The organism is Ochrobactrum sp. EDr1-4 (genome assembly GCF_049199085.1).
Classification (GTDB): domain Bacteria; phylum Pseudomonadota; class Alphaproteobacteria; order Rhizobiales; family Rhizobiaceae; genus Brucella.
Window position 1 is genome coordinate 196628 of sequence record NZ_JBLZOF010000001.1, and the last position, 25678, is coordinate 222305.

A 25678-nucleotide genomic window follows, 5' to 3' on the forward strand; every position below is an offset into this window, starting at 1 on the left:
TCAGATGCCCTTGCCTGTTTCGACCTGCTTGATCTCGATCGCCGTTTCAGGCGTACGAGCAACCTGATCCGAAATCGACTGGCGCTTCACATTCGGCTTGTGCCGCAGCGTCAGAACAATTGCACCGATCATGGCGACCAGAAGGACCAATCCAGCAATCTGGAAGTGGAAGACAAAGTCAGTGTAAAGAATGTCGCCAAGGGCCGCAGTGTTGGTGCGTTCCGCAACGTCAGGGATCGGCATAGCGCCCTGCCCCAGCTTTGGCGTGAACATCGAACCCGCAAATACAACAATCAGCTCACCCAGCAGGATCAGACCAACCAGAGCACCAACCGGCGCATATTGCAGCGCACCGCGCTTCAATTCGGAGAAGTCAACATCCAGCATCATGACGACGAAGAGGAACAGAACCGCCACAGCACCGACATAAACGACGAGCAGGATCATGGCGAGGAACTCGGCCCCCGTCAGCAAAAACAGCGCCGCTGCATTGAAGAAAGCGAGGATGAGAAACAGTACCGAATGCACGGGGTTGCGTGCCGCAATTACCATGAACGCGCTTGCGATCATGATAAAGGCGAACAGATAGAAGAACGCTGCCGCAATACCTGTCAGCATGGGGATCCCCCAACACCTTTCCGTGGACAAAGCCTGATTGCTTCATCCGCTTTAGTCTTTGTTTGCCGCGAATAATCGCGAAACTTAAATTCCAGCAACAAGACGGGCCGCCCCTTCTTGTTGCCGCTTTTCAAACCGGATGCTGAAACGGCGTTTCAGCAAAACCAATCAGCGATATGGCGCATCCATAGCGATGTTGCGCGCAATTTCGCGTTCCCAGCGATCGCCATTGGCAAGGAGCTTGTCCTTGTCATAGTAAAGCTCTTCGCGGGTTTCGGTCGCAAACTCGAAGTTCGGACCTTCAACGATTGCATCCACGGGACAAGCTTCCTGACAGAAACCGCAATAGATGCACTTCACCATATCAATGTCATAACGAACCGTGCGGCGCGTGCCGTCATTGCGGCGTGGACCCGCCTCAATGGTGATGGCCTGTGCCGGGCAGATCGCTTCGCAAAGCTTGCAAGCGATGCAGCGTTCTTCACCGTTTGGGTAACGGCGCAGCGCGTGCTCGCCACGAAAACGAGGCGAAATCGGACCCTTTTCATGCGGATAGTTCAGCGTCGCTTTTGGCGCAAAGAACTGGCGCATAGAGAGGAAGAAAGCCGCAACGAATTCCTTAAGAAGGAGGGATTTCGCGGCCTGTGCGAATGAAGCCATTTATCTTTCTCCTTACACCAGATCGAAGACTTTGATGACGGTTGCGGTCAGAACAACCATACCGAGCGAGATCGGCAGGAACACTTTCCAACCCAGACGCATCAGCTGGTCATAACGGTAACGCGGTACAAAAGCCTTCACCATGGCGAACATGAAGAAGCACATGCAGAGCTTGAGCATGAACCAGATGATGCCCGGAACCCAGTTGAGGAACCATACGTCAACCGGAGGCAACCAGCCGCCGAGGAAGAGTGTGGTCATGAGCGCGCACATCAGTGTGATCGCCACATATTCGCCGAGGAAGAACAGAAGGAACGGCGTGGACGAATATTCGATCATATGACCGGCCACGAGTTCGGATTCAGCTTCGACAAGATCGAATGGCGGACGGTTCGTTTCAGCAAGCGCTGAAATGAAGAAGATCACGAACATCGGGAACAGAACCAGCCAGTTCCAGTCGAGGAACGACGCAGGCAGACCAAGCGATGTGCCAAGACCTGTATTCTGCGAAAGTACGATGTCTGTCATGTTGAGCGAGCCAACGGTGAGCAGAACCGTAACAATCACGAAACCAATCGACACTTCATAAGAGACCATCTGCGCTGCCGAACGAAGTGCACCCAGGAATGGATACTTCGAGTTGGAAGCCCAGCCGCCCATGATCACGCCATATACTTCAAGCGAAGAAATAGCGAAGATATAGAGAATGCCGACATTAATGTTTGCAATCGCCCAGCCTTCATTGACCGGGATGACTGCCCATGTTGCCATTGCCAGAACCGCTGAAATGAAAGGTGCAAGAAGAAATACACCCTTATTCGCGCCCGAAGGAATGATCGGCTCTTTAACGACGAACTTCAGAAGATCGGCGAAAGCCTGAAACAGACCCCATGGACCAACAACGTTTGGTCCACGACGAAGCTGCACGGCTGCCCAGATCTTACGATCCGCATAAAGCAGGTAAGCCACGACGATCAGCAATACGACAAGCAGAACGACCGACTTCAGCGCTATGATCAGCGCGGGCAAGACGTAAGCTGCAAAAATTCCGTCCATTATTCCGTCTCTCTCTCGCTTACTCAGCTGCCTGTTGGAAGCTGCCGGCCGCAAGCGCCGAGCACTCGGCCATGACAGCGGAAGCACGCGCGATTGGGTTCGTCAGATAGAAATCCTTGACCGGCGAAACGAACGCAACGCCGCCAGAAAGGTTAGATGCTTTTGCTGCAAGCGCTGACAGATCGTCTGCGTTTGAAGGTGCAATTGTGTCAATCGCCATCATATGCGGGAAGTCTGCATAGAGCTTAGCGCGAAGCTGCGAAAGGCTGTCAAATGGCAGGCGCTTACCGAGCGTATCGGAAAGAGCGCGCAGAATTGCCCAATCTTCCTTTGCTTCGCCCGGAGCAAAACCAGCACGGTTGCCAAGCTGTACGCGACCTTCGGTGTTGAGCCATGTACCCGATTTTTCGGTATAGGCTGCACCCGGAAGAATAACGTCAGCGGCATGTGCACCGGCGTCGCCGTGTGTGCCTATATAGACAACGAAGCTGGAGCCCTTGTTTGTCATGTCGAGTTCGTCTGCACCAAGCAGGAACACAACATCAAGATTGCCTAACATTTCGCCAGCTGCCTTGCCGCCCTCGCCCGGAACAACGCCGAGATCAAGAGCACCAACGCGGGACGCGGCGGTGTGTAGAACTGAGAAACCATTCCACTCAGCGCTGATCGCGCCAACATCCTGTGCAAGCTTCGCAGCCTGAGCCAAAACAGCTGCGCCGTTTTCACCGGTCAATGCGCCCTGACCAATGATGATCAGCGGACGTTCGGCCTTTGCCAATACGTCGCGGAATGCATTTTTTCCGGAAGCAACGGCTGCCAGAGTATCTGCGCCTGCGCCGAGATATTCGTAATCGTAACGCAGTTCAGCCTGCTCGCCGATCATCGCAATCGGGAAACGGCCAATACGAGTACGCTTGCGAATACGCGCATTCAAAACAGCAGCTTCAACGCGTGGGTTGGAGCCGATGATCAGAAGAGCGTCAGCATTTTCAATGCCTTCGATCGTTGCGTTAAAGAGATAGCTTGAACGTCCAAGAGCCGGATCAAGTGCTGCACTATCCTGGCGGCTATCGATATTCTTCGAGCCGAGCGATGCGATCAGGTTCTTAAGAGCGTAGAGTTCTTCAACAGAAGCCAGATCGCCCGAAACGGCACCGATCTTGTCGGCGGTAGTTGCAGAGACCTTAGCAGCGATTGCTGCGAAAGCTTCTGGCCATGTTGCGGCAACTAGACGACCACCCTTGCGAACATATGGGCGATCAAGGCGCTGCGTGCGCAGGCCATCCCAGATGAAGCGGGTCTTGTCGGAAATCCACTCTTCGTTCACCTGTTCATTAACGCGCGGCATAATGCGCATCACTTCACGGCCACGGGTATCAACGCGGATGTTTGAACCAACAGCATCCATCACGTCGATAGTTTCAGTCTTGTTCAGTTCCCACGGACGCGCCTGGAATTCATATGGACGCGAGGTCAGAGCACCAACCGGGCAAAGATCGATGACGTTGCCCTGCAGTTCCGAGGTCATTGCGCGTTCAAGATAGGTGGTGATTTCAGCATCTTCACCGCGACCAATGAGGCCGAGTTCAGAAATGCCAGCCACTTCGGTCGTGAAACGAACGCAGCGCGTGCAATGAATGCAGCGTGTCATGACCGTCTTGACGAGTGGGCCGATATACTTGTTTTCAACCGCACGCTTGTTTTCGCGATAGCGCGAGCCATCGGTACCAAACGCCATCGCCTGATCCTGCAAATCGCACTCGCCAGCCTGATCGCAAATCGGGCAATCAAGCGGATGGTTGATAAGCAGGAATTCCATCACGCCTTCGCGGGCCTTCTTGACCATCGGCGTGTTGGTGAAAATTTCAGGTGCTTCGCCGTTGGGACCGGGACGCAGGTCGCGAACGCCCATAGCGCAGGATGCGGCCGGCTTTGGCGGTCCACCCTTCACTTCAACAAGGCACATGCGGCAGTTTCCAGCGATGGAAAGCCGTTCGTGGAAACAAAAACGCGGGACTTCAGCCCCCGCGGCTTCGGCAGCCTGAAGGAGCGTATAGTGATCGGGTACTTCGATCTCTGTGCCGTCAACCTTAATATTTGCCATCGCTTATCCAAACCTGCGGCTCTTGCCGCATCTTCCAGATGTCAAACTCACTTGCGGCCCATGGGAGGTGGGCTGCACTCACACAATGCCTAAGCCCTATTCCGCTGCTTCCAGACGGATATTGCGGCTCTGAACGGCGTTGCGTGTGTAATCGTCAATGCGCTTTTCAATTTCCGGACGGAAATTACGGATCAGGCCCTGAATAGGCCATGCAGCAGCATCACCAAGCGCGCAGATCGTATGACCTTCAATCTGCTTGGTAACGTCGAGAAGCATGTCGATTTCGCGCTTCTGCGCGTTACCCTTGACCATGCGTTCCATCACGCGCCACATCCAGCCCGTGCCTTCACGGCAAGGCGTGCACTGTCCGCAGCTTTCATGCTTGAAGAAAGCTGCGAGACGAGCAATTGCCTTAATGACGTCGGTGGACTTGTCCATGACAATCACGCCGCCAGTGCCAAATGAAGATTTCTTCTCGCGCATACCGTCAAAGTCCATGATGGCGTCCATCATGTCTTCGCCCTTGATGATTGGGCAGGAAGCACCGCCAGGAATAACGCCAAGCAGATTGTCCCAGCCACCACGGATACCGCCGCCATGCTTTTCGATCAGCTCGCGGAATGTGATGCCAAGGCTTTCTTCAACAGTACAAGGCGTGTTCACATGACCAGAAATCTGGAACAGCTTGGTGCCGACATTGTTCGGACGACCAATTGACGAGAACCATGCACCGCCACGACGTAAGATTGTCGGAGCAACAGCAATCGATTCAACGTTGTTAACCGTCGTCGGGCAGCCATAAAGACCCATGTTCGCAGGGAAAGGAGGCTTCAGACGTGGCTGACCCTTCTTACCTTCAAGGCTTTCAAGCAGAGCGGTTTCTTCACCACAGATATAAGCGCCAGCGCCGTGATGAAGGAATATATCCATATCCCAGCCGCACTTATTGTTCTTGCCCAGAAGGCCAGCGTCATAGCACTCATCAATCGCTGCCTGAAGCGCTTCACGCTCACGCATGAATTCACCGCGCAGATAGATGTAAGCGGTGTGCGCACTCATAGCACAACCGGCGATCACGCAGCCTTCGATCAGCGTATGCGGATCGTGGCGCAGAATTTCGCGGTCCTTACAGGTGCCCGGCTCGGATTCATCGGCATTCACGACGAGGTAATGCGGACGATCCGTCACTTCCTTCGGCATAAACGACCATTTGAGGCCAGTCGGGAAGCCAGCACCACCACGTCCACGAAGGTTCGAAGCCTTCATTTCATTGATGATCCAGTCACGGCCCTTTTCGACAAAGCCCTTGGTGTTATCCCAATGGCCACGCGACATGGCGCCTTTCAGCGACTGGTCCTTAAAGCCATAGATATTGGTGAAGATGCGATCTTTATCAGCCAGCATGTCTCACCTGCTTCCGTCTTTGGTTGCGGCTTCAGCTTCAGCCTTTGCCTTTGCTTCGGCTTCCGCCTTGGCTTTAGCAACAGCGGCATCCGATGCCTTACGGGTTTCCAGACCAACCTGCTTATAGTCCAGATCTTCAGTCAGAGCCGTCAGTCCGCCCATTGGTTCAGACGTAATACGTCCGTCCTGTGGACCAGTCTTAACAGTATCGCCCTTGCCTGCTTCAAACGTATCGATGATTTCAGCAAGACGTTCTGGCGTAAGGTCTTCATAAGCATCCTTGAAGATCATGACCATCGGCGCATTGACGCAAGCGCCCTGACACTCAACTTCTTCCCACGACAGCGTACCTTCGGCATTCAGCTCGAAAGGATCGTGGTGGATTTTATGACGGCAAACATCCATCAGGGCTTCCGAACCACGCAACATGCATGGCGTGGTGCCGCAAACCTGAATGTGCGCGCGTGTACCAACTGGCTTAAGCTGGAACTGCGTATAGAAAGTCGCAACTTCCAGAACACGGATCAGCGGCATGTCGAGCATGGTTGCTACATGTTCGATAGCGGCTTTTGTGACCCAGCCATCCTGCTCCTGCGCACGCATGAGCAAAGGAATAACAGCCGACTGCTGACGGCCTTCCGGGTATTTTGCGATCGTCTTGTGCGCCCAGCTCTGGTTGTCTGCGTTGAAAGCGAAACCAGCCGGCTGAACGGCATCATCTGCGAGACGGCGAACGGACATCAGCGGTCAACCTCACCAAACACAATATCGAGCGAGCCAAGAATTGCCGAAACGTCAGCCAGCATGTGACCGCGACACAGAAAATCCATGGCCTGAAGATGGGCAAAGCCCGGCGCGCGCAGCTTGCAGCGGTAAGGCTTGTTAGAGCCATCCGATACGAGGAAGACACCAAATTCACCCTTTGGCGCTTCGACTGCTGCGTAAACTTCACCGGCAGGCACGTGATAGCCTTCCGTGTAAAGCTTGAAGTGATGGATGAGCGCTTCCATCGAGCGCTTCATCTCGCCGCGCTTTGGCGGCACAATCTTGTTGTCGGTGTTGGAAACTGGACCAACACGCTCTTTTCCGAGCAAAAGATCAACGCACTGGCGCATAATGCGAGCCGACTGGCGCATTTCTTCCATACGGATCAGGTAACGGTCATAGCAATCACCGTTCTTACCGATTGGAATATCGAATTCCATTTCGTTGTAGCATTCATAAGGCTGCGACTTGCGCAGATCCCATGCTGCACCCGAACCGCGGACCATGACGCCCGAGAAGCCCCATGCCCATGCGTCTTCAAGCGTTACAACACCGATATCGACGTTACGCTGCTTGAAAATACGGTTAGGCGTGATCAAATTGTCGAGGTTTGTCAGCGTCGTGGAAAGAAACGGATCAATCCATTTGCCAATATCTTCAATCAACTGATCTGGCAGGTCCTGATGAACACCACCCGGACGGAAATAGGCTGCGTGCATACGTGCGCCACAAGCGCGTTCGTAGAACACCATCAGCTTTTCGCGTTCCTCAAAGCCCCAGAGCGGCGGCGTCAATGCACCAACGTCCATGGCCTGCGTGGTCACGTTTAGAATATGGTTCAGAATACGACCGATTTCCGAGAAAAGAACACGGATCAGCTGACCACGCTTCGGCACGGTAATGCCAAGCAGACGCTCGACGGCCAGTGCATAGGCGTGTTCCTGATTCATCGGCGCCACGTAGTCGAGGCGGTCGAGATAAGGCAAAGCCTGAAGATAGGTCTTCGTTTCCATCAGCTTTTCGGTGCCGCGATGCAGCAGACCGATATGCGGATCAACGCGTTCCACGACTTCGCCGTCGAGTTCAAGAACAAGACGCAAAACACCGTGCGCAGCAGGATGCTGCGGACCAAAGTTAATATTAAAGTTGCGGACCTGAGTCTCAGCCATGTTTAGCTTCCTGTCGCTCAGTTCGTCTTGGCTTTTTCATCGCCCGGCAGGACGTAATCCGTCCCTTCCCATGGCGAGAGAAAGTCAAAATTGCGGAATTCCTGTCGCAGCATGACAGGCTCATAAATGACGCGCTTGGCTTCATCGCTGTAGCGAACTTCAACGAAACCAGTGGTCGGAAAGTCTTTGCGCAGCGGATGACCTTCAAAACCGTAATCGGTCAAAATGCGACGCAGATCAGGGTGGCCAGAGAACAGAATGCCATACATGTCGTAAGCTTCGCGCTCAAACCACTCAGCGCCTACAAAAACCGACACAGCAGAAGGAACCAGCGTGTCCTCGTCAGCCTGAACCTTCACACGAATGCGCAGGTTCTGGCGTGGTGAGAGGAACTGATAAACAACGTCAAAACGCTTGGCGCGCTGTGGATAATCAACGCCGGAAATATCCGTCAAATTAATGAACTGGCACTGCACGTCATCGCGCAGGAACGTCAGAACATTAATCAGGCTTTCAACCGGAACAGACAGCGTCAGCTCGCCATAGGCCAGCTTCGACTCTTCGATCGCATCGCCGAGACGTTCCTTGATATAGCCGGAAAGTTCACCAAGAGCTTCTTCGCTCATATCTCTAACTTCCTTTTTTAGACCCCGATCCATCCTTGGGAAAACAGATCGATTTCTAACAAACCTTCTTGCACAATTCAGACCGTGAGGTCCGCTTAGCGCTCGATCGTACCTGTGCGGCGGATCTTCTTCTGAAGCATAAGAATGCCATAAAGCAGCGCCTCAGCAGTCGGAGGACAGCCCGGCACATAGATATCGACCGGAACAACACGGTCACAGCCACGCACGACAGAATAAGAGTAGTGGTAATACCCGCCGCCGTTTGCACAGGATCCCATCGAAATGACATAACGTGGTTCCGGCATCTGGTCGTAGACCTTACGCAAAGCCGGAGCCATTTTGTTGGTCAGCGTGCCTGCAACGATCATAACGTCAGACTGACGCGGAGACGCACGCGGTGCGATACCAAAGCGCTCAGCATCATAGCGTGGCATAGAAATGTGCATCATTTCCACAGCGCAACATGCGAGACCAAAGGTCATCCACATCAACGAACCAGTACGCGCCCAGGTAACAAGAGCGTCAGCAGATGTGACGATGAAACCCTTATCCGACAGTTCGCTGTTCAGATCGTTGAAAAACGCGTCATCGGAGCCAACAGGCTTGCCCGTGCGTGGGTCAAGAATGCCTTTTGGCTGCGGAGCAATGAGTGTCGATCCAGACGCTTGATTTGTGCCGGTCAATCCCATTCGAGGGCTCCCTTCTTCCATTCATAGATGAAGCCGATGGTCAGAACACCAAGGAAAAGCATCATCGACAGGAAACCGAACCAACCGATTTCACCAAAGGACACAGCCCATGGGAACAGGAAGGCGACTTCGAGATCGAAGATGATGAAGAGAATCGACACCAGATAGAAACGGATGTCGAATTTCATGCGAGCGTCATCAAAGGCATTGAAGCCACACTCGTAAGCTGAAAGCTTTTCCGGGTCTGGCTGTCTGTACGCGACAAGAAACGGCGCAACCAGAAGGGCTACACCGATTACCATTGCGATGCCGAGAAAGATGACAATCGGCAAATAGGAACTTAAAAGCTCGTCCATGATCCTTAATCCGGCTTGAATAACGAGGCTGCGCCGCCTGTAATAAGCTTTTTAGAGCTTACCACCATGCGACACATTGCATCTCTTGCGACCTCGTCGCCTCAAGCAGCTTCAAGGGCATGCCGTGCGAACCTAAGTAATTGGCCGGACGGTTAGCGCAGCATGCACGCGAGCGCAAGCCCTCCAGCGCGATCAGGCGGGTATAGAGCGTTCAAGTTGCCTCATAAGCACCATCAGCAAGCCCATATATGCTACCCAAATCCGATATAGCACGAAATCATCATAATTTCGTGAGGAAATAGAGACGAACGATCTTTCGCCATTTTATGGCGAATAGAATCAATCGATTTAAAATGATCGATCGAAGTGAAGAACAATTTTGGTTGGCGCTGACAGGAAAACTGGGTCGGCATCACTGATTCATACTTAGCAATCATCGCCGTTCGCTATGTGCCAAAGCCAGCAAACTCTCCAATAAAAACCCGGTTAAACGCACTTTATATACGAGGCGCTATTTGCACATATATATAAAGTGCAAAACTCCCCTACTCCGCCGTTGCGACGGCATGATGCAACAGAGAGAAAAATCTCCTCGCCCCTGCTGCGATTCTTAAAATAAATTAGCGCCAAGACTTCAAGGCGTAGGTTCGCTTGCCTTCTTCAATTCAACCGCAGCTTTTAGGATTGTGCTTCAGACGTCATTGCGTTCTGCGGCGGCGATTGGAATCAAATTCCGGCCGTTCAGGATATCAACGAATATCGGCACAAAACTCTAGGAGGGCGATATGAGCACATATTTGCTCACCAGCGGCGACATTCTGGTCATTCTGGCCGGAATATTCTCTGTGGCGTATCTTTCCTGGAAACGGAAAGCGAAATAGCCCTTTCGTGCACGAGAATTAATGAGACCAGAGCGTGCGTATTCGCATCCACAGCGCCGCTTTAACTCTTCTTCACACATGTCGTTATTCGGAAAAGCAATTCAAACCTTAAACCGCACGTGCATTAAATATGCCCGACCCGCAAAAGCTGCTTGTTATACATCCGGCGACATAATCAATCGTTGTGTATCATGAGGAAATAAATTCGCGAGGTGCGCCATTTTCTTCAGAAATTTAAGATTTGTTTTCTGAATGAAAATGGCGCGAGTGACGGGGCTCGAACCCGCGACCTCCGGCGTGACAGGCCGGCACTCTAACCAACTGAGCTACACCCGCGCATTTCATTTTCAGCCATTTGGCTGGGTAGTCACCGGCGTTTCCGTTCGGTGTGAGCGGTCGTTTAAGGTGTTCTCTCACAAGTGTCAAGCGAGTGATCTGAAGAAAAAAGCAGAATTTTAATTTTATTCTAAAAGAGCCGATTTTACGTGCCTTATATATAGAGGGCCGAATCCGCAGCTCTGCGTATTCAGTCGGAAGGCGTTCAAATTAAACAGAAAAAGGAATCGCATTTTTTGATCTGTGTCATCACCCACCCCATTTCAGGTGCGCACAATTATAGCTTAGAGACGAGTTATCCCCAGCGAGCTCATATTTTTTAGCCGGAGAACTAAAAAAATGCATTTTTCTAATTTTAGCGCTTGCACTATCCAAACGAACAGCCTAAACGGCTCTCACAGCGGCTGACAAGTTAGCCGGGCGATTAGCTCAGTTGGTAGAGCGCTTCGTTTACACCGAAGATGTCGGGAGTTCGAGTCTCTCATCGCCCACCACTTACCCCATTGAAATTATTATAAATTAAAACGTGCAATGTGATGATGTCACTCTGCACTTTTGTTGTTTTCAAGATTGATTGTTTGCCCACCAGCAACCCAGTGGGCATATCTGCACGCCAGTTAAACGCGGATAACATAGTCCTTGCGGGTCGTTTCAATAACTTCCCATGTTCCCCTGAAACCAGGACGAATAACAAAACGGTCGCCAGCAACGATCTCGCGGCTTTCGCCGCCTTCTTCCGTCACAATTGAACGGCCAGACAGAATATAACAATATTCCCATTCATCGTATTCGATACGCCATTTTCCCGGCGTGCTTTCCCATATGCCTGCAAAAAGCTTGCCGTCGGCAGTTTCCTCGAAGTTCCACGTCAGGAATCTCGGATCGCCTGAAAGAACGCGCTCCGGTAAAGGAGCGCTTTCTTCTGGTTCCACACCATTGATCTCAAAGCTAAGAAACTGACTCATCCGATCAAACCTTGGCGAGTGCCTGTTCAATGTCGGCGATAATATCATCGGCATCTTCAATACCGATCGACAGGCGCACAACATCTGGTCCAGCGCCCGCCGCGACCTTCTGCTCATCGGTCAACTGACGATGCGTGGTCGATGCCGGGTGAATTACCAGCGAACGCGTGTCGCCAATATTGGCCAGTAGCGAGAACAGTTCGAGGCTATTGACGAACTTGACGCCAGCTTCATAACCGCTCTTCAGCCCGAAGGTGAAAACAGAACCGGCACCCTTCGGCGAATATTTCTGAGCAAGCGCATGATATTTATCATGCGGCAGACCAGCATAATTAACCCACGAAACTTTTTCATGGCCGTGCAGCCATGTAGCGACCTTCAAGGCATTATCTACATGGCGCTGCATACGCAGCGGCAGCGTTTCAACGCCTGTCAGAATCTGAAACGCGTTGAACGGCGATATAGCCGGTCCAAAATCACGTAGGCCAAGTACACGCGCAGCAATGGCAAAGGAGATATTGCCAAAGGTCTTGTGCAATTCGAGGCCAGCATAATCAGGCCGCGGCTCGGTAAGAAGCGGGTAGTTGCCCGACTTCGCCCAATCAAATGTGCCAGCGTCAACCAGAATACCGCCCATCGAATTGCCGTGACCGCCTATGAATTTGGTCAGCGAGTGCACGACAATATCTGCGCCATGCTCAATCGGGCGCACCAGATAAGGTGATGCCAATGTGTTATCTACAATCAGTGGCAGACCATGCTTATGTGCTATCTCTGCAATGGCTTCGATATCGATAACAATACCGCCGGGATTGGCAAAGCTTTCAATGAAGATTGCACGTGTCTTGCTGTCGATCTGCTTAGCAAAATCGGTTGGGTTGGTTGCGTCTGCCCAGCGAACCTGCCAGCCAAACGATTTAAACGACTGGCCAAACTGGTTGATTGAACCACCGTAAAGCTGGCGTGCAGCAATGAAATTATCGCCTGGTTGCAGAAGCGCATGAAATACCAGCAACTGCGCGGCATGGCCCGAAGCCGTGGCTACTGCTGCGGTGCCGCCTTCGAGTGCAGCAATACGCTCTTCCAATACGGCAGTGGTCGGATTCGTAATGCGCGTATAAATATTGCCAAAAGCCTGCAAGCCAAACAAAGACGCTGCATGGTCGGCATCATCGAACACAAAAGACGTGGTCTGATAGATTGGCGTGGCACGCGCACCCGTCGTTGGGTCGGGCTTTGCGCCCGCGTGAATTGCCAAAGTTTCGATACCGGGTGAGCGCTTAGACATGAATTCCTCCTAACAGCCTATGCCAAATGATATGAGCGGACGTTAGGCTTTGGCTGCCAGAAAGCAAAGGAGGATTTTGCGCGATAACCTCAAATCGCAGAAATTAATTCTACAATTTTAACTCAACCAATGAGGCGTGGATATTCGATAGCCGGACAGCGATCCATGATAACCTTGAGCCCTTCGTTTCGGGCTGTTTGGGCAGCTTCCGCATGGATGACATCGAGCTGCGTCCACAAAACTGCTGGTCGTTTCTTCAGAGCCCGAATTTCGTCAACAATGCCCGGAAGCGCATCCGAAGCGCGGAACACGTCAACCATATCAATCGGTTCAACGATATCACCAAGTTGGCCTACAACTTGTTGCCCGTGGATGGTCTTTCCCACCTGCCCCGGATTAACCGGGATCACATGATAGCCTCGATCAAGCAAAAACTTCATCACGCCATTGCTGGGGCGCTCCAGCTTTGGCGAAGCACCGAGCAGCGCAATCGTTTTGACTGTACGAAGAATATCGCGAATCTCATTATCCGATGACATTTGCATATCGTTCCTCCATAGGCGGCGTTGCGGCATTTGATGTAAGCATACAGCAAGACGGGCTTGCAAGGTCGGCCTCACTCACCCTATTCCTTGTTATAAGGGAGAGAGCATGAATATCAGCGCCGCACACCACACGAGCCTAAGTCCAGTCATGAGCCTTGAAGACTTGCAAGCCTTCATGAAGCGTGAGTTTCCGCAGCTTGGTGAAAGCTTCGAGATCATCTCTCTTGATAAAGGATCAGCGACGATGCATCTGCATGCAGATGATAAGCATCTGCGTCCCGGTGGTACGGTTTCCGGCCCTTCGCTCTTTGCGCTTGCAGATGTGGCTGCCTATGCAGCAATTCTCGCCCATATCGGGCCGGTTGCGCTGGCCGTGACCACCAACCTTAACATCAATTTTCTTCGCAAGGCCGATCCCGGCACAGTGGAAGCGGTTGCAAGAATGCTGAAGCTTGGAAAGCGTCTCGCGGTAATGGAAATAAGCATGATAAGCTGTGAAACAGATGAGCTTATTGCTCATGCGACCGCAACTTATTCTATTCCACCACGCTAAAAAATACGGTATTATAATACCTATAATCTAAGTTATTGTTTTTATTAAGTTTTTAAAAGATTGAACTAAAAACAGTGCTTGACGGCTTGTCTTAGTTTGTGTATCGACCCGGCCAGACCATATGAAAGCTCGCTTTCGTGTGATCTCACGGTCGGCTGTCTTCAAGACAGGCAGAACCAAACAAGCAACAAGAAAAGCCCGGATCGCAAGGTCAGGGATTAGTCAAGGAAGACTTCAATGGCAACTTTTTCTCAGAAGCCAGCCGAAGTGGTGAAGAAGTGGATTCTGATCGACGCAGAAGGTCTCGTCGTCGGTCGTCTCGCATCACTCGTCGCCAATCGCCTGCGCGGTAAGCATAAAGCAACCTTCACCCCACACGTTGACGATGGCGACAATGTCATCATCATCAATGCTGACAAGGTTGTTCTTACCGGTAAGAAGTACACCGACAAGGTTTACTACTGGCACACTGGTCACCCAGGTGGCATCAAGGAACGTACTGCTCGCCAGATTCTCGAAGGCCGTTTCCCGGAACGCGTTCTTGAAAAGGCTATCGAGCGCATGATCCCACGCGGTCCTCTTGGCCGTCGCCAGATGAAGAACCTGCGCGTTTACAAAGGTGCAGAACATCAGCACGAAGCTCAGCAGCCAGAAACTCTGGACGTTGGCGCGCTGAACCGCAAGAACAAAGGGAATGCATAATCATGGCTGAGCAGCTCAACTCGCTCGAAGAACTCGGCAGCGTAGCATCGGCTTCAGCTGCAGCTCCAGTTCACGTCCAGAAGATCGACGCTCAGGGCCGCTCATATGCGACCGGCAAGCGTAAAGACGCGATTGCTCGCGTTTGGGTCAAGCCAGGTTCCGGCAAGATCACTGTAAACGGCAAAGAATTTGCTGCGTATTTCGCACGTCCGGTTCTGCAGATGATCCTGCAGCAGCCGATCATTGCGTCAAACCGCGCTGGTCAGTTCGATGTCATCGCTACCGTTGTCGGTGGTGGTCTTTCCGGTCAGGCCGGTGCTGTTCGTCACGGCATTTCGAAGGCTCTCACCTACTACGAACCAGGCCTTCGCACGGTTCTTAAGAAGGGTGGCTTCCTTACCCGTGATAGCCGTGTTGTTGAACGTAAGAAGTACGGTAAGGCTAAGGCTCGCCGTTCGTTCCAGTTCTCGAAGCGTTAATATTTATCGCTTTAGAATTACAGAAAAGCGGGCCTTCGGGTCCGCTTTTTTGTTATTGATCGCCTGAATATGAATTTGGAATGAGTCAATGTCTTCGCAACGCTTCGCCATCACGCCGCAGCCGCCATACTTTGTTGTTTCGTTTTCCTCGCAGCGCTCGGGCGACGATGACAGCTATGGCGACATGACTGACCGCATGGCGGAGCTCGCAGCAAAACAGACCGGCTATATTGGTGTTGAGAGTGCGCGCGATACAGAAGGCTTTGGCATCACCAATTCATTCTGGGCGGATGAAGACAGCATTCGGGGTTGGAAGCGCGATGTCGATCATCTTGTGGCGCAAAAGCTTGGTCGTCAGCAATGGTATGAAACTTATTGCGTTCGCATTGCGCGTGTAGAACGTGCTTACGGTTTTGATGCGAAAACTGTATAAAGCAATCTCCCATTTTGCGTCTTGAAGCGCTATGAGAGTTGTAACGCCATCTGGGAGACGGCAATGCCCTCAAAGACGATTGACCATGCTTTCACTACACGCAGCCTGACAAGTGCTGCCACTGACCCCACACATGCGGGTGTATTGTCATTCATGCGCCGCTTTTACAGTAAGTCGCTAAAAGGTGCTGAAGCCGTTGTCTGGGGTATTCCGTTCGATGCGGCAGTCTCTAATCGTCCCGGCGCACGGTTTGGGCCACAAGCAATCCGTCGGGCATCTGCCATTTTCGACAATGACCCGCAATATCCGTTTGAGCGTGACCTGTTCGAAAATCTCGCTGTTACCGACTATGGTGATTGTCTGCTTGACTATGGCAATCATTATAAGACGCCAGCAACTATCGAGCGGGAAGCCGCGAAAATCCTCAAATCCGATGCATTTCTGTTAACGCTTGGCGGCGATCATTTTGTGACATGGCCCCTGCTCAAAGCTCACGCAGCAAAATATGGATCGCTGGCACTCGTTCAGTTCGATGCACATCAGGATACGTGGTTTGATGATGGCAAGCGCATCGATCATGGCTCATTTGTTGCTCGCGCTGTTCGCGATGGGATTATCGATCCGGATCATTCGATTCAGATTGGCATTCGCACCCACGCACCAGAAGATTGCGGCATCAAGATCATCTATGGTCACGAAGTCGAGGATATGTCGGCGCAAGCAATCGCTGACGAAATTCTCAAGCGCACCGCAGGCAAAAAGACCTATCTGACATTCGATATTGATTGCCTCGACCCAGCCTTCGCACCCGGTACCGGAACACCTGTTGCGGGTGGCCCTTCGTCAGCAAAAATGTTGTCCGTGCTTCGCAAGCTGACGGAACTTAACTTTGTCGGAGCAGATGTTGTCGAGGTTGCACCTGCTTATGATCATGCTGATATAACGGCTATCGCTGGAGCAACTATTGCGATGTATTATCTCGGACTGCTGGCTGAGCAAAAAGCACGACGACGATAGTTCTGCTCAGAAATTGATTCAAGCAGCTGAAAAACTGATTCCGAAAATTGACGTAACTTTCTGAAATTTAAAGGCAAAGCGCATGAAACCGAAAATCTTCATCGACGGCGAACACGGCACAACCGGTCTGCAAATCCGCACCCGCCTTGCCGAACGCGACGATCTTGAAGTGATTTCAATCCCGGAAGCCGAGCGCCGCAACAAGGACCTGCGTGCCGACTACCTGCGTGCCGCCGACATCGCGATCCTCTGCCTGCCAGACGATGCCTCAAAAGAATCTGTCGCGCTGCTAGAAGGTCACAACGCAACGCGGATTATCGATACATCGACAGCACATCGCATTCATTCAGACTGGGCCTATGGTTTTGCAGAGCTTGCTAAAGGCCAGCGTGAGCGAATTGCAGAAGCGCGTCTCGTTGCCAATCCCGGTTGCTATCCGACAGGTGCAATTGCGCTGGTACGTCCATTACGCGACGCGGGCCTGCTGGCTGCGGATTACCCGATCAGCGTGAATGCAGTTTCTGGCTATACCGGCGGCGGTAAGCAGATGATCGCACAGATGGAAGACAAGAACCATCCAGAGCATCTGGCAGCCAATAACTTCCTTTACGGCTTGTCTCTGCATCACAAGCATGTGCCGGAACTTCAGTTGCATGGACGTCTTGATCGTCGCCCGATCTTTGCACCAAGCGTGGGTCGTTTCCCGCAGGGCATGATCGTCCAGGTGCCGCTGTTTGTGACTGAGCTTGAAGGCACGCCGTCTCTCAAAGACGTTCATGCTGCTCTGACCGCCCATTATGCAGGTCAGGATATTGTGGAAGTGGTTTCGCTTGAAGAAAGCAGCAAACTTTCGCGCATCGATGCGGAAGAACTTGCAGGCAAGGACGGCATGAAGCTGTTCGTGTTCGGCACCGAAGGCGACAATCAAGTCAATCTCGTGGCTCTGCTCGACAATCTTGGCAAAGGTGCATCTGGTGCCGCTGTTCAGAACATGAACCTGATGCTAGGCAAATAAGCTCATTTTGAAATGAAAAGCCCGGCTTGAAGCCGGGCTTTTTTTACTGATAAGCGCCCTTGGTTGCGCGCCAATGGGCTACGGCAAAAGCAAGCACCATAAGCGCCACGAACTGATGCGTGAGGCCGAGATCAAGCGGCACACTCATAAGAAGCGTCACGATGCCAATCCCAGCCTGTACCAGTATCAGACCCAGCAGGACGATTGTTCGGCGCGCATGGGTGGTTCCTGCCGCATGTTTCCAGACCTGCACCAAATGCAGGATGGCTAAAACCACGACCGTATAAGCAAACATGCGATGCACGAACTGCACGGTTTTCGGGTTCTCAAACAGATTGATCCACCATGGCGACTGGATAAACAAATCTGATGGTATGATCGCACCATCCATCAAGGGCCATGTGTTGTAGGTCAGACCGGCATGAAGACCTGCGACAAGACCACCAAGATAAATCTGCACAAGCACCGCAAAGACCAGCCATCCTGCGAAACGCTGGATCGTGCGCTCTGCGGGTCGTTCGGTATATTTCACCAAGCCACGGGCGATATAGAACACGGCAGTTATAATTAGGCAGGCAGTCGTCAAATGGATTGCAAGGCGATACTGACTGACGCTTGTGCGTTCGCTCAGGCCCGATGCAACCATCCACCAGCCGATAGCGCCCTGAAACCCGCCCAATGCCAGCAGTCCCAGCATGCGATATTTCAGTGTTGTGTTGAGGCGGCCAGTCAACCAGAAAAAGGCGAGCGGAATAGCAACCAGAAATCCCACGAAGCGGGCCAGCATACGATGCGCCCATTCCCACCAGAAGATCGACTGGAAAGCTTCCAGTGACATGCCTTTGTTGATCTGCTGATATTGTGGAATCTTACGATATTTATCGAACTCTTCCATCCATTCCGCATGACTGAGCGGCGGAATAACACCATGGATTGGCTTCCATTCGGTGATCGACAGACCAGAGCCAGTCATGCGGGTTGCGCCACCGACCATGACAATCGCAATCAACACGACAAAAACCGCATAGAGCCAATAGCGGATCAGCCGACGATTACGGTCTTCTGCCGATCTCCTTGCGCCCTGCCCTTCTTGTCGAATGGAAACTGCCACCATGCCATTTTATCCTTCAGTATCGTATAGAGGGATACATGCCGCATAGGTGGGGCAGTTACAAGACAAGTTCACGCGACTTCACGCGACAAGCCGACGCGTTTTCGCTTCCTTTGCTTGTCCTCACGCGTTAGTGAGAAATGGAAAGAGGGAGAAAACCATGCCCGTTCGGCTGAAGAAACTCATTGGCACATTTCTACTTGTAGCCCTTGTGATCATCTATGCAGTTTTTGCGACGATAATCGCTGTTGCACAGCTGGCAGAGTCACCGGCATGGGTGCATTTGCTCTATTTCTTCCTAACCGGACTTCTCTGGGTTTTGCCTGCAATGGCGATCATCTGGTGGATGGCACAGCCTCCACGTCAGAAACGTCATTGATAAGTGCGCTATCACCGACGCCTTTGTGAATTAGATTCAAATAAACGATGGATCATGCTGATTTTAATATAAAATCAGGCTGCTGTTTGCGGTATTTCGTCATCCAATTCGGATGAGGGTTTCAGATTATCCATCAGGATAATTACATCTTGATAGCCGCTTTGATCCATATCCATTGCAGCTGTAATCACGCGATCATCATTCGGATCGACAATATTCATAATCACAACGGCAGAACTAGCGAAAATGCGCTCTATTTGCTGAGAGTTTGAAGGGCCACATTCGACGACAACAAAATCATAGGCTGTTTCAAGAGCATCCATGATGTGTGGAAGTCGATCAGCAGAACGCATAGCAATTGCCGGAACGACTTTCCCAAGCGGCATAACATGTGCTTGAGAGTAATGATCAGTATGGATGGTATCATTAAAACGGCGTTCTCCAGCAAGCAGATCGGTAATGCCATAGCGGTTACCTCCGTCAAGCATTGCACGCCCTAAAGTGCCTTTAGCGGTCATATCGACGAGGATGACACGACTTCCCCGATCAGCCAGTTCACGCAGCAATTTCACCGTAACGATCGAAGCGTCGTCACCTTCTGGTGAAACCGCAATAATGCGCTTAGATTTTAAAGCAATGAGGCCATCGGCAACCGCTTTTACACTGTTCGGGTTTTCCGACATATCGATTAGGCTTTCTTTCGTAGCAATTGTCTCGTGAACCCTCAGAGGCGATGTCCAGCGCCGGTTCTTAAGCCCGCTAATTGTTACAGCGGAGGCAGAGTCAATGTCGCCAGCTGCGCCTATAGCCGGCATTTTAATCTCTTCTGCAACTACAAAATTCTCATCCACTCCCATTATTCGGGAGCGGCGTTTGAACATTTCACGAAGAAGCACCGAAACCGCTAACAAAAGCAGGCTTAACAAAAATGTTGCGATGACAACTGGCAGTATTTTTGGAAAATATGGCTTAATCGGCACATCCGCACGGGTGGATATTTTTGAAAAAGCGGCGATACCATCGGAATTTGCGAGCGCGCCAGCCTCACTGTAGCGCTTTTGATAGCTGTCTAAAAGCTCGCGCTGCGCAGACGCCTCTTGCTCAAGAGCCTGAGCTTCCAATTGCGGCACGTGAGTATGCGCGAGTTCCGCATTCAGTTGATCCAACTCTCGATTGAGATCATTCTCACGTGTTTGGGCGATCTCGGTCGCACTGTTAAGACTTGTGAGAAGCTTACGCCCCTCAGCGTTGATTTGACTGTTTAAATCAACAAGCTGCGATCTCAGGGACTTAATACGCGGATGCCCATCAAGCAACGTAACAGAAAGGCTGGCAATTTCTGAATTGAGCCCAAGACGCAACTCTATAAGCCGCTGCATAGTGCCTTGTACCATTCCATCAGGCAGGTTTCCCGATATGTTACCGGATGCTAGCGCCTGACTAACTATATCGGCGCTTGCTTCAGATGCAGAACGCTCTGCGCGTAATCGGGATATTTCTGCCAAAACCTCTGAGTGTTTTGTGGCTATGTCGTCAGTGTCGGGCTGGCTACTTCTAAGCCGATTAGCCGCCTGATGATCAGATAATCTTTTCTCAGTAGCCCCTAACTTGTCATGCAAATCATCGATTTCTGACGCAAGCCAAGCGGCCGTACTATCGTTATTTTTATTATTCTGCGCACTTTCCATCGCGATATAGGAATCTGCGACAGCATTAGCCACTTCGGCGGCTGTTTGGGCGTTGGCAGAACTATACTGCACCGCAATGAGGTGCGTCCCGCGAACATTGTAAACGTGCAACCCGTTGCGCAGAGTTTGGAGAACGCGTTCATCGGGTGTTGAGTCAACTAAACTGCTTCGCAAACCCAAATAAGCCAGCGCCCTCGCCCAGATGCTGGTATCGACTGAATTAAATTCAGTATTTTCAGTGAGATTTAGCTTCTCTGAAACATCTGTTAGCAATTCACCAGAGGTCAAAAACTCGACCTGAGCCTTCATTCCGTCTGATGATAATTGCTGATCTTCTGGAGTCTCATAATTTGCAGACACCGAAGAAATTGTTTTTGGCTCAAGTGCAATACGGGACTCGGCCCGAAAGTCCGGCGTAATAAACTGGCAGATTGTCCATACACACAAAGACAAGACAGCTGCGCAGCCGATGATCCCAAGACAATTCTGACGCAATGCTGCGAGAAAAGTTCCGACACTTATATCTTGCAACGACTTATCGGCCTGCGACATTCCCATATTCCGCTAATCTGACCCTCAGACAACCATTTTATCCACTTTTGGGAGCGGGCCAGATGGTTAGCAAAAGGTAAATCAACAAGGTAACCAGACCGTTAATTTTCATAAGCGGAAGCATGAAAGATCTTTGCGCAAAGTTTTTTCATCAAAGATTACATTCTTTACCAGCCATTAACCTTAATCAATCGATAACATCACTTAACAGTATCCCGATATTTGAATCTGGATACTCAAACATGGCAAGGCTTTTCGGAAGAGACCGACGCGAAAATGACAATGCGGGAAAATCATAGCAAGCACACAGGCCATTTGGCTCTTGTAGTGCTTGGCCTAGCGGCGATGATGCTTTCAGCATGCTCAAGCTATCGCCCTGCCCCACCAGCATTTCATGCCGGTCTGAATGAACCCTATTTGCTAAGCGCTGGCGACCGTGTGCGCATAACAGTGTTCGAACAGGCAAATCTTACAAACAATTACAACATTGACCAGTCTGGCTACATTGCGTTTCCGTTGATAGGCAGTATTCCAGCAAATGGGAAAACCGTGAAGCAACTTGAGGGCATAATTGCCTCTAAGCTGCGTGGCGGATATCTGCGCGAGCCTGACGTTAGTGTCGAGGTTGACCGCTATCGCCCTATTTTCATTATGGGTGAAGTAGGTGGAGCAGGACAATACTCGTATGTGCCCGGCATGACCGTGCAAAAGGCAATCGCTGCTGCTGGAGGCTTCTCACCACGTGCCAACCAGGAAAATGTCGATATAACACGAACAATCAACGACGAGGTTTCAACTGGTCGCGTATTAATATCTGACCCCATTTTGCCAGGGGATACGGTTTATGTGCGCGAGCGTCTTTTCTGATGGATTTTTCATCGTGTAGTTATTTTCGCGCTACGCTTCTTACGAATTTGGCGATGCGAAAAGAACATATTACAGGGCGTCAAATCAAATCTACCTTCTTGAAATTATAGCTAATCATTACGAATGCGAAAGCTGCTGAAAACGTGCTGACGCTCTATTGTTTGGCTCACTCATACGGGTTTTTAAAGTCTCGCGTAGCCCGTACCCTATACTGGCTGGCAACATGTAAAGTTGCCAGCGATGTGAAAATGGTTTTAATCCAAAGCTGGTTCAGCGCATTGGATGCAAAATTTTATAGAATAAGTTTACTGTGGAACGCATTCACGACAATCAAACACACGCGATAGATTTTTAATCAGCCTTTCCTAAGGATTTGCGTTTAAAGATAACTCAGCGTTTAAGGTTGTTAGGAGCTGAACCGTGCGGCAAAATAATACGCCACCTCCGGTTAATCCCGAGGAAAATAATGCCAGTGGTCCGCATCGTTCACAGATGAAAGAGCAAATAGAGTTAAATCCGATGGCGCGCCAGATGGCTGCGCAGTATGCACGCGATACACTATCGCCGAGTATGTTTAGCGGAGTGATACGGCTTGTTGAGCTCGGAATTGTTCTGATAACGGGACTATTAAGTTTTTCTTACTATGTGAGTTTCAACACTCCGCATATTTTCTATTATTTCCTCATAATATTCCTGAGCGGCGCGCTTTTCGTGCTGATCATGGAAATGAACAATGGCTACCAGATCAACATTCTGCGTCGCCCAAGTCGGTACCTGAAGCGAGTTTTCATGGCTTGGGCCACCGTGCTCGGACTGATCGCGGTTACTGGCTTCTTACTCAAAGTATCCTCTGACTTTTCTCGTGCATGGTTTCTTATTTGGGCAATCAGCGGCCTTGTAACCCTCATCGCATCCCGTCTCTTCGTTTCATGGCGGCTCCAACGCTGGGCACGAAATGGCATTATGGAGCGGCGGGCAGTCATCGTCGGCGGGGGCCCAAGCGCTGAAGCATTAATTCGTTCTTTGGAGCAACAATCGGAGAACGATATTCGAATTTGCGGAATATTCGACGACCGCGATGACAAACGCTCCCCTCCGGTTGTTGCTGGCTATCCAAAGCTTGGCAACATCAAGGAATTGATCGAATTTGCACGCATTGCGCATATCGATATGCTGATCGTATCGCTGCCAATAAGTGCCGAAGAACGCATCTTAAAAATTCTGAATAAACTCTGGGTTTTACCTGTCGACATACGACTATCCGCCGTCAACAGTCATTTGCGGTTTCGTCCACGTGCCTACTCCTATATCGGCACCGTCCCCATGCTTGATATTTTTGACAAGCCAATCAATGACTGGGATTCGGTTGCAAAGCGAATCTTCGATATTGTTTTCAGCTTGCTGGGTATTATCTTTCTTTCCCCCATCATGCTGGCAACGGCAATCGCCATTAAGCTCGATAGCAAAGGCCCGATTCTGTTCAAACAGAAGCGCCATGGGTTTAACAACGAGGTCATAAATGTTTGGAAATTTCGCTCCATGTATACCGAGCAAAATGATCCAGCAGCACGCAATGTTGTAACGAAAAATGATCCTCGTGTGACCCGCGTTGGACGTTTCATCCGCAAGGCGTCAATCGATGAGTTACCACAATTCTTTAATTCACTGACCGGATCGCTTTCTCTCGTTGGGCCTCGACCTCACGCAATCGCCGCACACTCGCACAATGTCCTTTTTAATGAAGTCGTAGAGGGTTACTTCGCGCGTCATCGCGTCAAACCCGGTGTAACCGGATGGGCGCAGATAAATGGCTGGCGTGGCGAAATCGATAACGAAGATAAAATAATGATGCGAACGGAATACGACCTTTACTACATTGAAAATTGGTCACTTTGGTTTGATCTGAAAATCCTTTTCCTCACCCCTATCAAACTTCTTAACACCGAAAACGCGTATTAGACGCATATCGAAAACTATGAACCCCGCGAGCGGAATTCATTGACAGTTTTTCAAACGCAAATTGATGACGATTAGGACAAAGCTTGCAACTCTTAATTTATACAGCCGCGGCACTGTTTGAGATTGCAGGTTGTTTTGCATTTTGGGCATGGCTCAAACTCGACAAGTCGCCATTGTGGCTTGTTCCGGGCTTGATATGCCTTGCCGCTTTTGCATATCTGCTTACGCTTATTGAAAGCGAGGCCGCCGGGCGCGCTTATGCAGCTTATGGCGGCATCTACATTATTGCTTCGATTATATGGATATGGCTCGTTGAAGGCATGCGTCCCGACCGCTGGGACATTACAGGCGCCGCAATCGCATTTTGCGGCGCTTGCATTATCCTTTTCATGCCTCGCTCATAAATTATGAAAGCTTGCTGAATTCGACAACGAATTCCCGAATACCAGAGGCCAAAAACTGCACCGCAACGCACGTTAACAGAAAACCCATAATTTTCGTCACGGCTTGCATGCCATGGTCGCCGAGCACTTTCTCGATCCAGTTCGCAGAAGACAGGCCGATATAGGCAATTACAACCATAATGGCGATGCCAATTGCGATGACGCCATGTCCAAGAATGGTGTGGTCGGCAGGTATTTGGGACGTAAAACCCATCACAACAGCGATTGACCCCGGGCCTGCCAAGCTCGGCATCGCCAAGGGTGAGAACGAATAATCAAGCTGAGCTTTTTTAATATCTGCTGGCTCTGCGTCTACTTGCGATGAAGTGTCCTCACCCGAAAAAATCATGCGAAGTGCCAAGATCATAATGATGATGCCGCCCGCAACACGAATACCAGGCATTGAGATACTAAATAGCGAAATTATACCGTTCCCTAGCAGCATAAAAACAATCAGAATCGCAAATGCATAAATGCAGGTCTTGCGCGCTTGAGAGCGTTTGTCCTCTGCACTCATTCGCTTCGTCAATGCCATATAGAGGGGAATGGTCGTAAGAGGATTCATGATTGGCAAAAGACCAATCACCACGATCGATACATATTTCACAACCTCAGCGAACAGTCCCATCCACGCCCCCAAAAGCAAAACTAAAAGCTCGCCAAACTTACACTGAATTAGAAATAATTCTCTATCTGTTTATTATGCTCCGCACTGCTTCTCTAAAGCCATAAAGATGGGACGACTCCAGAAACTCTAAGAGATTAACACACAGTGAAATACTGGCGCTTATGTATTTTCATAACTCATCCGCATCATTCTTTAGAATTAATTGCGATCAAAAAATTGCGCTTGATGATATTTATAGAAAGAGTTCTACTGTCTTTGTTTCGATACGTGATTATTTCATTCGAAAAATTTTAATATATTTATTTAGATTAAGGTCGTACCCCCCAAGTTTTACAAGGCCCTCATCGATGTTCAATAAATTCTAGTACCCCTTTTACGACAGGGGTATTT

Annotated in this window: 26 protein-coding genes and 2 tRNA genes; 11 read left to right on the forward strand and 17 right to left on the reverse strand. The window is 50.7% G+C overall.

Annotation, left to right across the window (positions count from 1 at the left end):
- The 11 genes from ACOZHT_RS01015 to ACOZHT_RS01065 all read right to left on the reverse strand — a co-directional run bounded on the left by ACOZHT_RS01015 (window position 1) and on the right by ACOZHT_RS01065 (window position 10664).
- Window positions 1-618 carry an NADH-quinone oxidoreductase subunit J gene (locus tag ACOZHT_RS01015; RefSeq protein WP_094506965.1) on the reverse strand — a complete coding sequence of 206 codons (618 nt, stop codon included), beginning with the start codon at window positions 616-618 and terminating at the stop codon, window positions 1-3.
- A gap of 168 nt (window positions 619-786) precedes the next feature.
- Window positions 787-1278, reverse strand: a complete 492-nt coding sequence (nuoI, locus tag ACOZHT_RS01020; RefSeq protein ID WP_094506964.1) for an NADH-quinone oxidoreductase subunit NuoI — start codon at window positions 1276-1278, stop codon at window positions 787-789.
- A gap of 12 nt (window positions 1279-1290) precedes the next feature.
- Window positions 1291-2334 carry an NADH-quinone oxidoreductase subunit NuoH gene (nuoH, locus tag ACOZHT_RS01025; RefSeq protein WP_094506963.1) on the reverse strand — a complete coding sequence of 348 codons (1044 nt, stop codon included), beginning with the start codon at window positions 2332-2334 and terminating at the stop codon, window positions 1291-1293.
- A gap of 19 nt (window positions 2335-2353) precedes the next feature.
- Window positions 2354-4438: an NADH-quinone oxidoreductase subunit NuoG gene (gene nuoG, locus ACOZHT_RS01030; protein ID WP_421565259.1), complete on the reverse strand. Its 2085-nt coding sequence runs from the start codon at window positions 4436-4438 to the stop codon at window positions 2354-2356.
- 96 nt (window positions 4439-4534) lie between these two features.
- Window positions 4535-5842, reverse strand: coding sequence for an NADH-quinone oxidoreductase subunit NuoF (gene nuoF / locus ACOZHT_RS01035; RefSeq protein ID WP_339508387.1), 1308 nt, complete (start codon window positions 5840-5842; stop codon window positions 4535-4537).
- 3 nt (window positions 5843-5845) lie between these two features.
- A complete protein-coding gene (gene nuoE / locus ACOZHT_RS01040; protein WP_339508385.1) occupies window positions 5846-6583 on the reverse strand; it encodes an NADH-quinone oxidoreductase subunit NuoE in 738 nt (245 codons plus the stop codon).
- Window positions 6583-7776 (reverse strand): NADH-quinone oxidoreductase subunit D, encoded by a 1194-nt coding sequence (locus tag ACOZHT_RS01045; protein ID WP_094506959.1) that lies wholly within the window; start codon window positions 7774-7776, stop codon window positions 6583-6585. Before ACOZHT_RS01045 ends, nuoE begins: the two co-directional genes overlap by 1 nt.
- Before the next feature lie 17 nt (window positions 7777-7793).
- A complete protein-coding gene (locus ACOZHT_RS01050) occupies window positions 7794-8402 on the reverse strand; it encodes an NADH-quinone oxidoreductase subunit C (protein ID WP_339508383.1) in 609 nt (202 codons plus the stop codon).
- 95 nt (window positions 8403-8497) lie between these two features.
- Window positions 8498-9091 (reverse strand): NuoB/complex I 20 kDa subunit family protein, encoded by a 594-nt coding sequence (locus tag ACOZHT_RS01055; protein WP_094506958.1) that lies wholly within the window; start codon window positions 9089-9091, stop codon window positions 8498-8500.
- Window positions 9082-9447: an NADH-quinone oxidoreductase subunit A gene (locus tag ACOZHT_RS01060; protein ID WP_250039644.1), complete on the reverse strand. Its 366-nt coding sequence runs from the start codon at window positions 9445-9447 to the stop codon at window positions 9082-9084. Before ACOZHT_RS01060 ends, ACOZHT_RS01055 begins: the two co-directional genes overlap by 10 nt.
- Before the next feature lie 1140 nt (window positions 9448-10587).
- Window positions 10588-10664: transfer RNA gene (locus ACOZHT_RS01065), tRNA-Asp, on the reverse strand.
- 418 nt (window positions 10665-11082) lie between these two features.
- Here ACOZHT_RS01065 and ACOZHT_RS01070 point away from each other — a divergent pair.
- A tRNA-Val gene (locus ACOZHT_RS01070) sits at window positions 11083-11158 on the forward strand.
- A 123-nt stretch (window positions 11159-11281) separates the two neighbouring features.
- Here the strand turns inward: ACOZHT_RS01070 and ACOZHT_RS01075 are convergent.
- The 3 genes from ACOZHT_RS01075 to ACOZHT_RS01085 form a co-directional block, all read right to left on the reverse strand.
- The gene (locus ACOZHT_RS01075; protein WP_421565260.1) at window positions 11282-11629 is read right to left on the reverse strand and encodes a cupin domain-containing protein; all 348 of its coding nucleotides are present in this window, start codon (window positions 11627-11629) and stop codon (window positions 11282-11284) included.
- A gap of 4 nt (window positions 11630-11633) precedes the next feature.
- Complete coding sequence (locus ACOZHT_RS01080; protein WP_339508378.1) at window positions 11634-12917, reverse strand: O-acetylhomoserine aminocarboxypropyltransferase; 1284 nt, start codon at window positions 12915-12917, stop codon at window positions 11634-11636.
- A 122-nt stretch (window positions 12918-13039) separates the two neighbouring features.
- Window positions 13040-13462 (reverse strand): CoA-binding protein, encoded by a 423-nt coding sequence (locus tag ACOZHT_RS01085; RefSeq protein WP_339508377.1) that lies wholly within the window; start codon window positions 13460-13462, stop codon window positions 13040-13042.
- A gap of 106 nt (window positions 13463-13568) precedes the next feature.
- Between ACOZHT_RS01085 and ACOZHT_RS01090 the strand changes: the two genes are divergently transcribed.
- The 6 genes from ACOZHT_RS01090 to argC all read left to right on the forward strand — a co-directional run bounded on the left by ACOZHT_RS01090 (window position 13569) and on the right by argC (window position 17661).
- Window positions 13569-14015, forward strand: a complete 447-nt coding sequence (locus ACOZHT_RS01090; RefSeq protein WP_339508376.1) for a PaaI family thioesterase — start codon at window positions 13569-13571, stop codon at window positions 14013-14015.
- Between the two features lie 237 nt (window positions 14016-14252).
- Complete coding sequence (gene rplM / locus ACOZHT_RS01095; protein ID WP_339508375.1) at window positions 14253-14717, forward strand: 50S ribosomal protein L13; 465 nt, start codon at window positions 14253-14255, stop codon at window positions 14715-14717.
- A gap of 2 nt (window positions 14718-14719) precedes the next feature.
- The gene (rpsI, locus tag ACOZHT_RS01100) at window positions 14720-15196 is read left to right on the forward strand and encodes a 30S ribosomal protein S9 (RefSeq protein ID WP_339508374.1); all 477 of its coding nucleotides are present in this window, start codon (window positions 14720-14722) and stop codon (window positions 15194-15196) included.
- A gap of 88 nt (window positions 15197-15284) precedes the next feature.
- Complete coding sequence (locus tag ACOZHT_RS01105) at window positions 15285-15629, forward strand: antibiotic biosynthesis monooxygenase (RefSeq protein ID WP_339508373.1); 345 nt, start codon at window positions 15285-15287, stop codon at window positions 15627-15629.
- Between the two features lie 63 nt (window positions 15630-15692).
- Window positions 15693-16646, forward strand: a complete 954-nt coding sequence (gene speB, locus ACOZHT_RS01110; RefSeq protein ID WP_339508372.1) for an agmatinase — start codon at window positions 15693-15695, stop codon at window positions 16644-16646.
- Window positions 16647-16728: 82 nt separating this feature from the next.
- A complete protein-coding gene (gene argC / locus ACOZHT_RS01115) occupies window positions 16729-17661 on the forward strand; it encodes an N-acetyl-gamma-glutamyl-phosphate reductase (protein WP_339508371.1) in 933 nt (310 codons plus the stop codon).
- Window positions 17662-17704: 43 nt separating this feature from the next.
- Here argC and ACOZHT_RS01120 read toward each other — a convergent pair whose 3' ends face one another.
- Complete coding sequence (locus ACOZHT_RS01120; protein ID WP_339508370.1) at window positions 17705-18775, reverse strand: COX15/CtaA family protein; 1071 nt, start codon at window positions 18773-18775, stop codon at window positions 17705-17707.
- A gap of 157 nt (window positions 18776-18932) precedes the next feature.
- On the opposite strand from ACOZHT_RS01120, the gene ACOZHT_RS01125 reads away from it, so the two are divergent.
- Entirely contained in the window at window positions 18933-19151 is a 219-nt protein-coding gene (locus ACOZHT_RS01125) for a DUF2842 domain-containing protein (RefSeq protein WP_339508369.1), read from the forward strand.
- A gap of 74 nt (window positions 19152-19225) precedes the next feature.
- On the opposite strand, the gene ACOZHT_RS01130 is transcribed toward ACOZHT_RS01125, so the two are convergent.
- Window positions 19226-21391, reverse strand: coding sequence for a GumC family protein (locus ACOZHT_RS01130; protein ID WP_421565261.1), 2166 nt, complete (start codon window positions 21389-21391; stop codon window positions 19226-19228).
- Between the two features lie 282 nt (window positions 21392-21673).
- Here ACOZHT_RS01130 and ACOZHT_RS01135 point away from each other — a divergent pair, with 282 nt between their 5' ends.
- The 3 genes from ACOZHT_RS01135 (at window position 21674) to ACOZHT_RS01145 (ending at window position 24621) form a co-directional block, all read left to right on the forward strand.
- Window positions 21674-22258 carry a polysaccharide biosynthesis/export family protein gene (locus tag ACOZHT_RS01135; RefSeq protein WP_339508913.1) on the forward strand — a complete coding sequence of 195 codons (585 nt, stop codon included), beginning with the start codon at window positions 21674-21676 and terminating at the stop codon, window positions 22256-22258.
- Between the two features lie 420 nt (window positions 22259-22678).
- Window positions 22679-24217, forward strand: a complete 1539-nt coding sequence (locus ACOZHT_RS01140) for an undecaprenyl-phosphate glucose phosphotransferase (protein WP_339508365.1) — start codon at window positions 22679-22681, stop codon at window positions 24215-24217.
- An 83-nt stretch (window positions 24218-24300) separates the two neighbouring features.
- Window positions 24301-24621, forward strand: a complete 321-nt coding sequence (locus tag ACOZHT_RS01145) for a YnfA family protein (protein WP_310010438.1) — start codon at window positions 24301-24303, stop codon at window positions 24619-24621.
- Between the two features lies 1 nt (window position 24622).
- Here ACOZHT_RS01145 and ACOZHT_RS01150 read toward each other — a convergent pair whose 3' ends face one another.
- The gene (locus tag ACOZHT_RS01150) at window positions 24623-25288 is read right to left on the reverse strand and encodes a MarC family NAAT transporter (RefSeq protein ID WP_310010439.1); all 666 of its coding nucleotides are present in this window, start codon (window positions 25286-25288) and stop codon (window positions 24623-24625) included.
- Window positions 25289-25678: the final 390 nt, after the last annotated feature.

Bases quoted from the DNA above. Each gene is read 5' to 3' on its own strand.
- ACOZHT_RS01015 (WP_094506965.1), bottom strand. From the start codon at position 618: ATGCTGACAGGTATTGCGGCAGCGTTCTTCTATCTGTTCGCCTTTATC.
- nuoI (WP_094506964.1), bottom strand. From the start codon at position 1,278: ATGGCTTCATTCGCACAGGCCGCGAAATCCCTCCTTCTTAAGGAATTC.
- nuoH (WP_094506963.1), bottom strand. From the start codon at position 2,334: ATGGACGGAATTTTTGCAGCTTACGTCTTGCCCGCGCTGATCATAGCG.
- nuoG (WP_421565259.1), bottom strand. From the start codon at position 4,438: ATGGCAAATATTAAGGTTGACGGCACAGAGATCGAAGTACCCGATCAC.
- nuoF (WP_339508387.1), bottom strand. From the start codon at position 5,842: ATGCTGGCTGATAAAGATCGCATCTTCACCAATATCTATGGCTTTAAG.
- nuoE (WP_339508385.1), bottom strand. From the start codon at position 6,583: ATGTCCGTTCGCCGTCTCGCAGATGATGCCGTTCAGCCGGCTGGTTTC.
- ACOZHT_RS01045 (WP_094506959.1), bottom strand. From the start codon at position 7,776: ATGGCTGAGACTCAGGTCCGCAACTTTAATATTAACTTTGGTCCGCAG.
- ACOZHT_RS01050 (WP_339508383.1), bottom strand. From the start codon at position 8,402: ATGAGCGAAGAAGCTCTTGGTGAACTTTCCGGCTATATCAAGGAACGT.
- ACOZHT_RS01055 (WP_094506958.1), bottom strand. From the start codon at position 9,091: ATGGGATTGACCGGCACAAATCAAGCGTCTGGATCGACACTCATTGCT.
- ACOZHT_RS01060 (WP_250039644.1), bottom strand. From the start codon at position 9,447: ATGGACGAGCTTTTAAGTTCCTATTTGCCGATTGTCATCTTTCTCGGC.
- ACOZHT_RS01075 (WP_421565260.1), bottom strand. From the start codon at position 11,629: ATGAGTCAGTTTCTTAGCTTTGAGATCAATGGTGTGGAACCAGAAGAA.
- ACOZHT_RS01080 (WP_339508378.1), bottom strand. From the start codon at position 12,917: ATGTCTAAGCGCTCACCCGGTATCGAAACTTTGGCAATTCACGCGGGC.
- ACOZHT_RS01085 (WP_339508377.1), bottom strand. From the start codon at position 13,462: ATGCAAATGTCATCGGATAATGAGATTCGCGATATTCTTCGTACAGTC.
- ACOZHT_RS01090 (WP_339508376.1), top strand. From the start codon at position 13,569: ATGAATATCAGCGCCGCACACCACACGAGCCTAAGTCCAGTCATGAGC.
- rplM (WP_339508375.1), top strand. From the start codon at position 14,253: ATGGCAACTTTTTCTCAGAAGCCAGCCGAAGTGGTGAAGAAGTGGATT.
- rpsI (WP_339508374.1), top strand. From the start codon at position 14,720: ATGGCTGAGCAGCTCAACTCGCTCGAAGAACTCGGCAGCGTAGCATCG.
- ACOZHT_RS01105 (WP_339508373.1), top strand. From the start codon at position 15,285: ATGTCTTCGCAACGCTTCGCCATCACGCCGCAGCCGCCATACTTTGTT.
- speB (WP_339508372.1), top strand. From the start codon at position 15,693: ATGCCCTCAAAGACGATTGACCATGCTTTCACTACACGCAGCCTGACA.
- argC (WP_339508371.1), top strand. From the start codon at position 16,729: ATGAAACCGAAAATCTTCATCGACGGCGAACACGGCACAACCGGTCTG.
- ACOZHT_RS01120 (WP_339508370.1), bottom strand. From the start codon at position 18,775: ATGGTGGCAGTTTCCATTCGACAAGAAGGGCAGGGCGCAAGGAGATCG.
- ACOZHT_RS01125 (WP_339508369.1), top strand. From the start codon at position 18,933: ATGCCCGTTCGGCTGAAGAAACTCATTGGCACATTTCTACTTGTAGCC.
- ACOZHT_RS01130 (WP_421565261.1), bottom strand. From the start codon at position 21,391: ATGTCGCAGGCCGATAAGTCGTTGCAAGATATAAGTGTCGGAACTTTT.
- ACOZHT_RS01135 (WP_339508913.1), top strand. From the start codon at position 21,674: ATGCGGGAAAATCATAGCAAGCACACAGGCCATTTGGCTCTTGTAGTG.
- ACOZHT_RS01150 (WP_310010439.1), bottom strand. From the start codon at position 25,288: ATGGGACTGTTCGCTGAGGTTGTGAAATATGTATCGATCGTGGTGATT.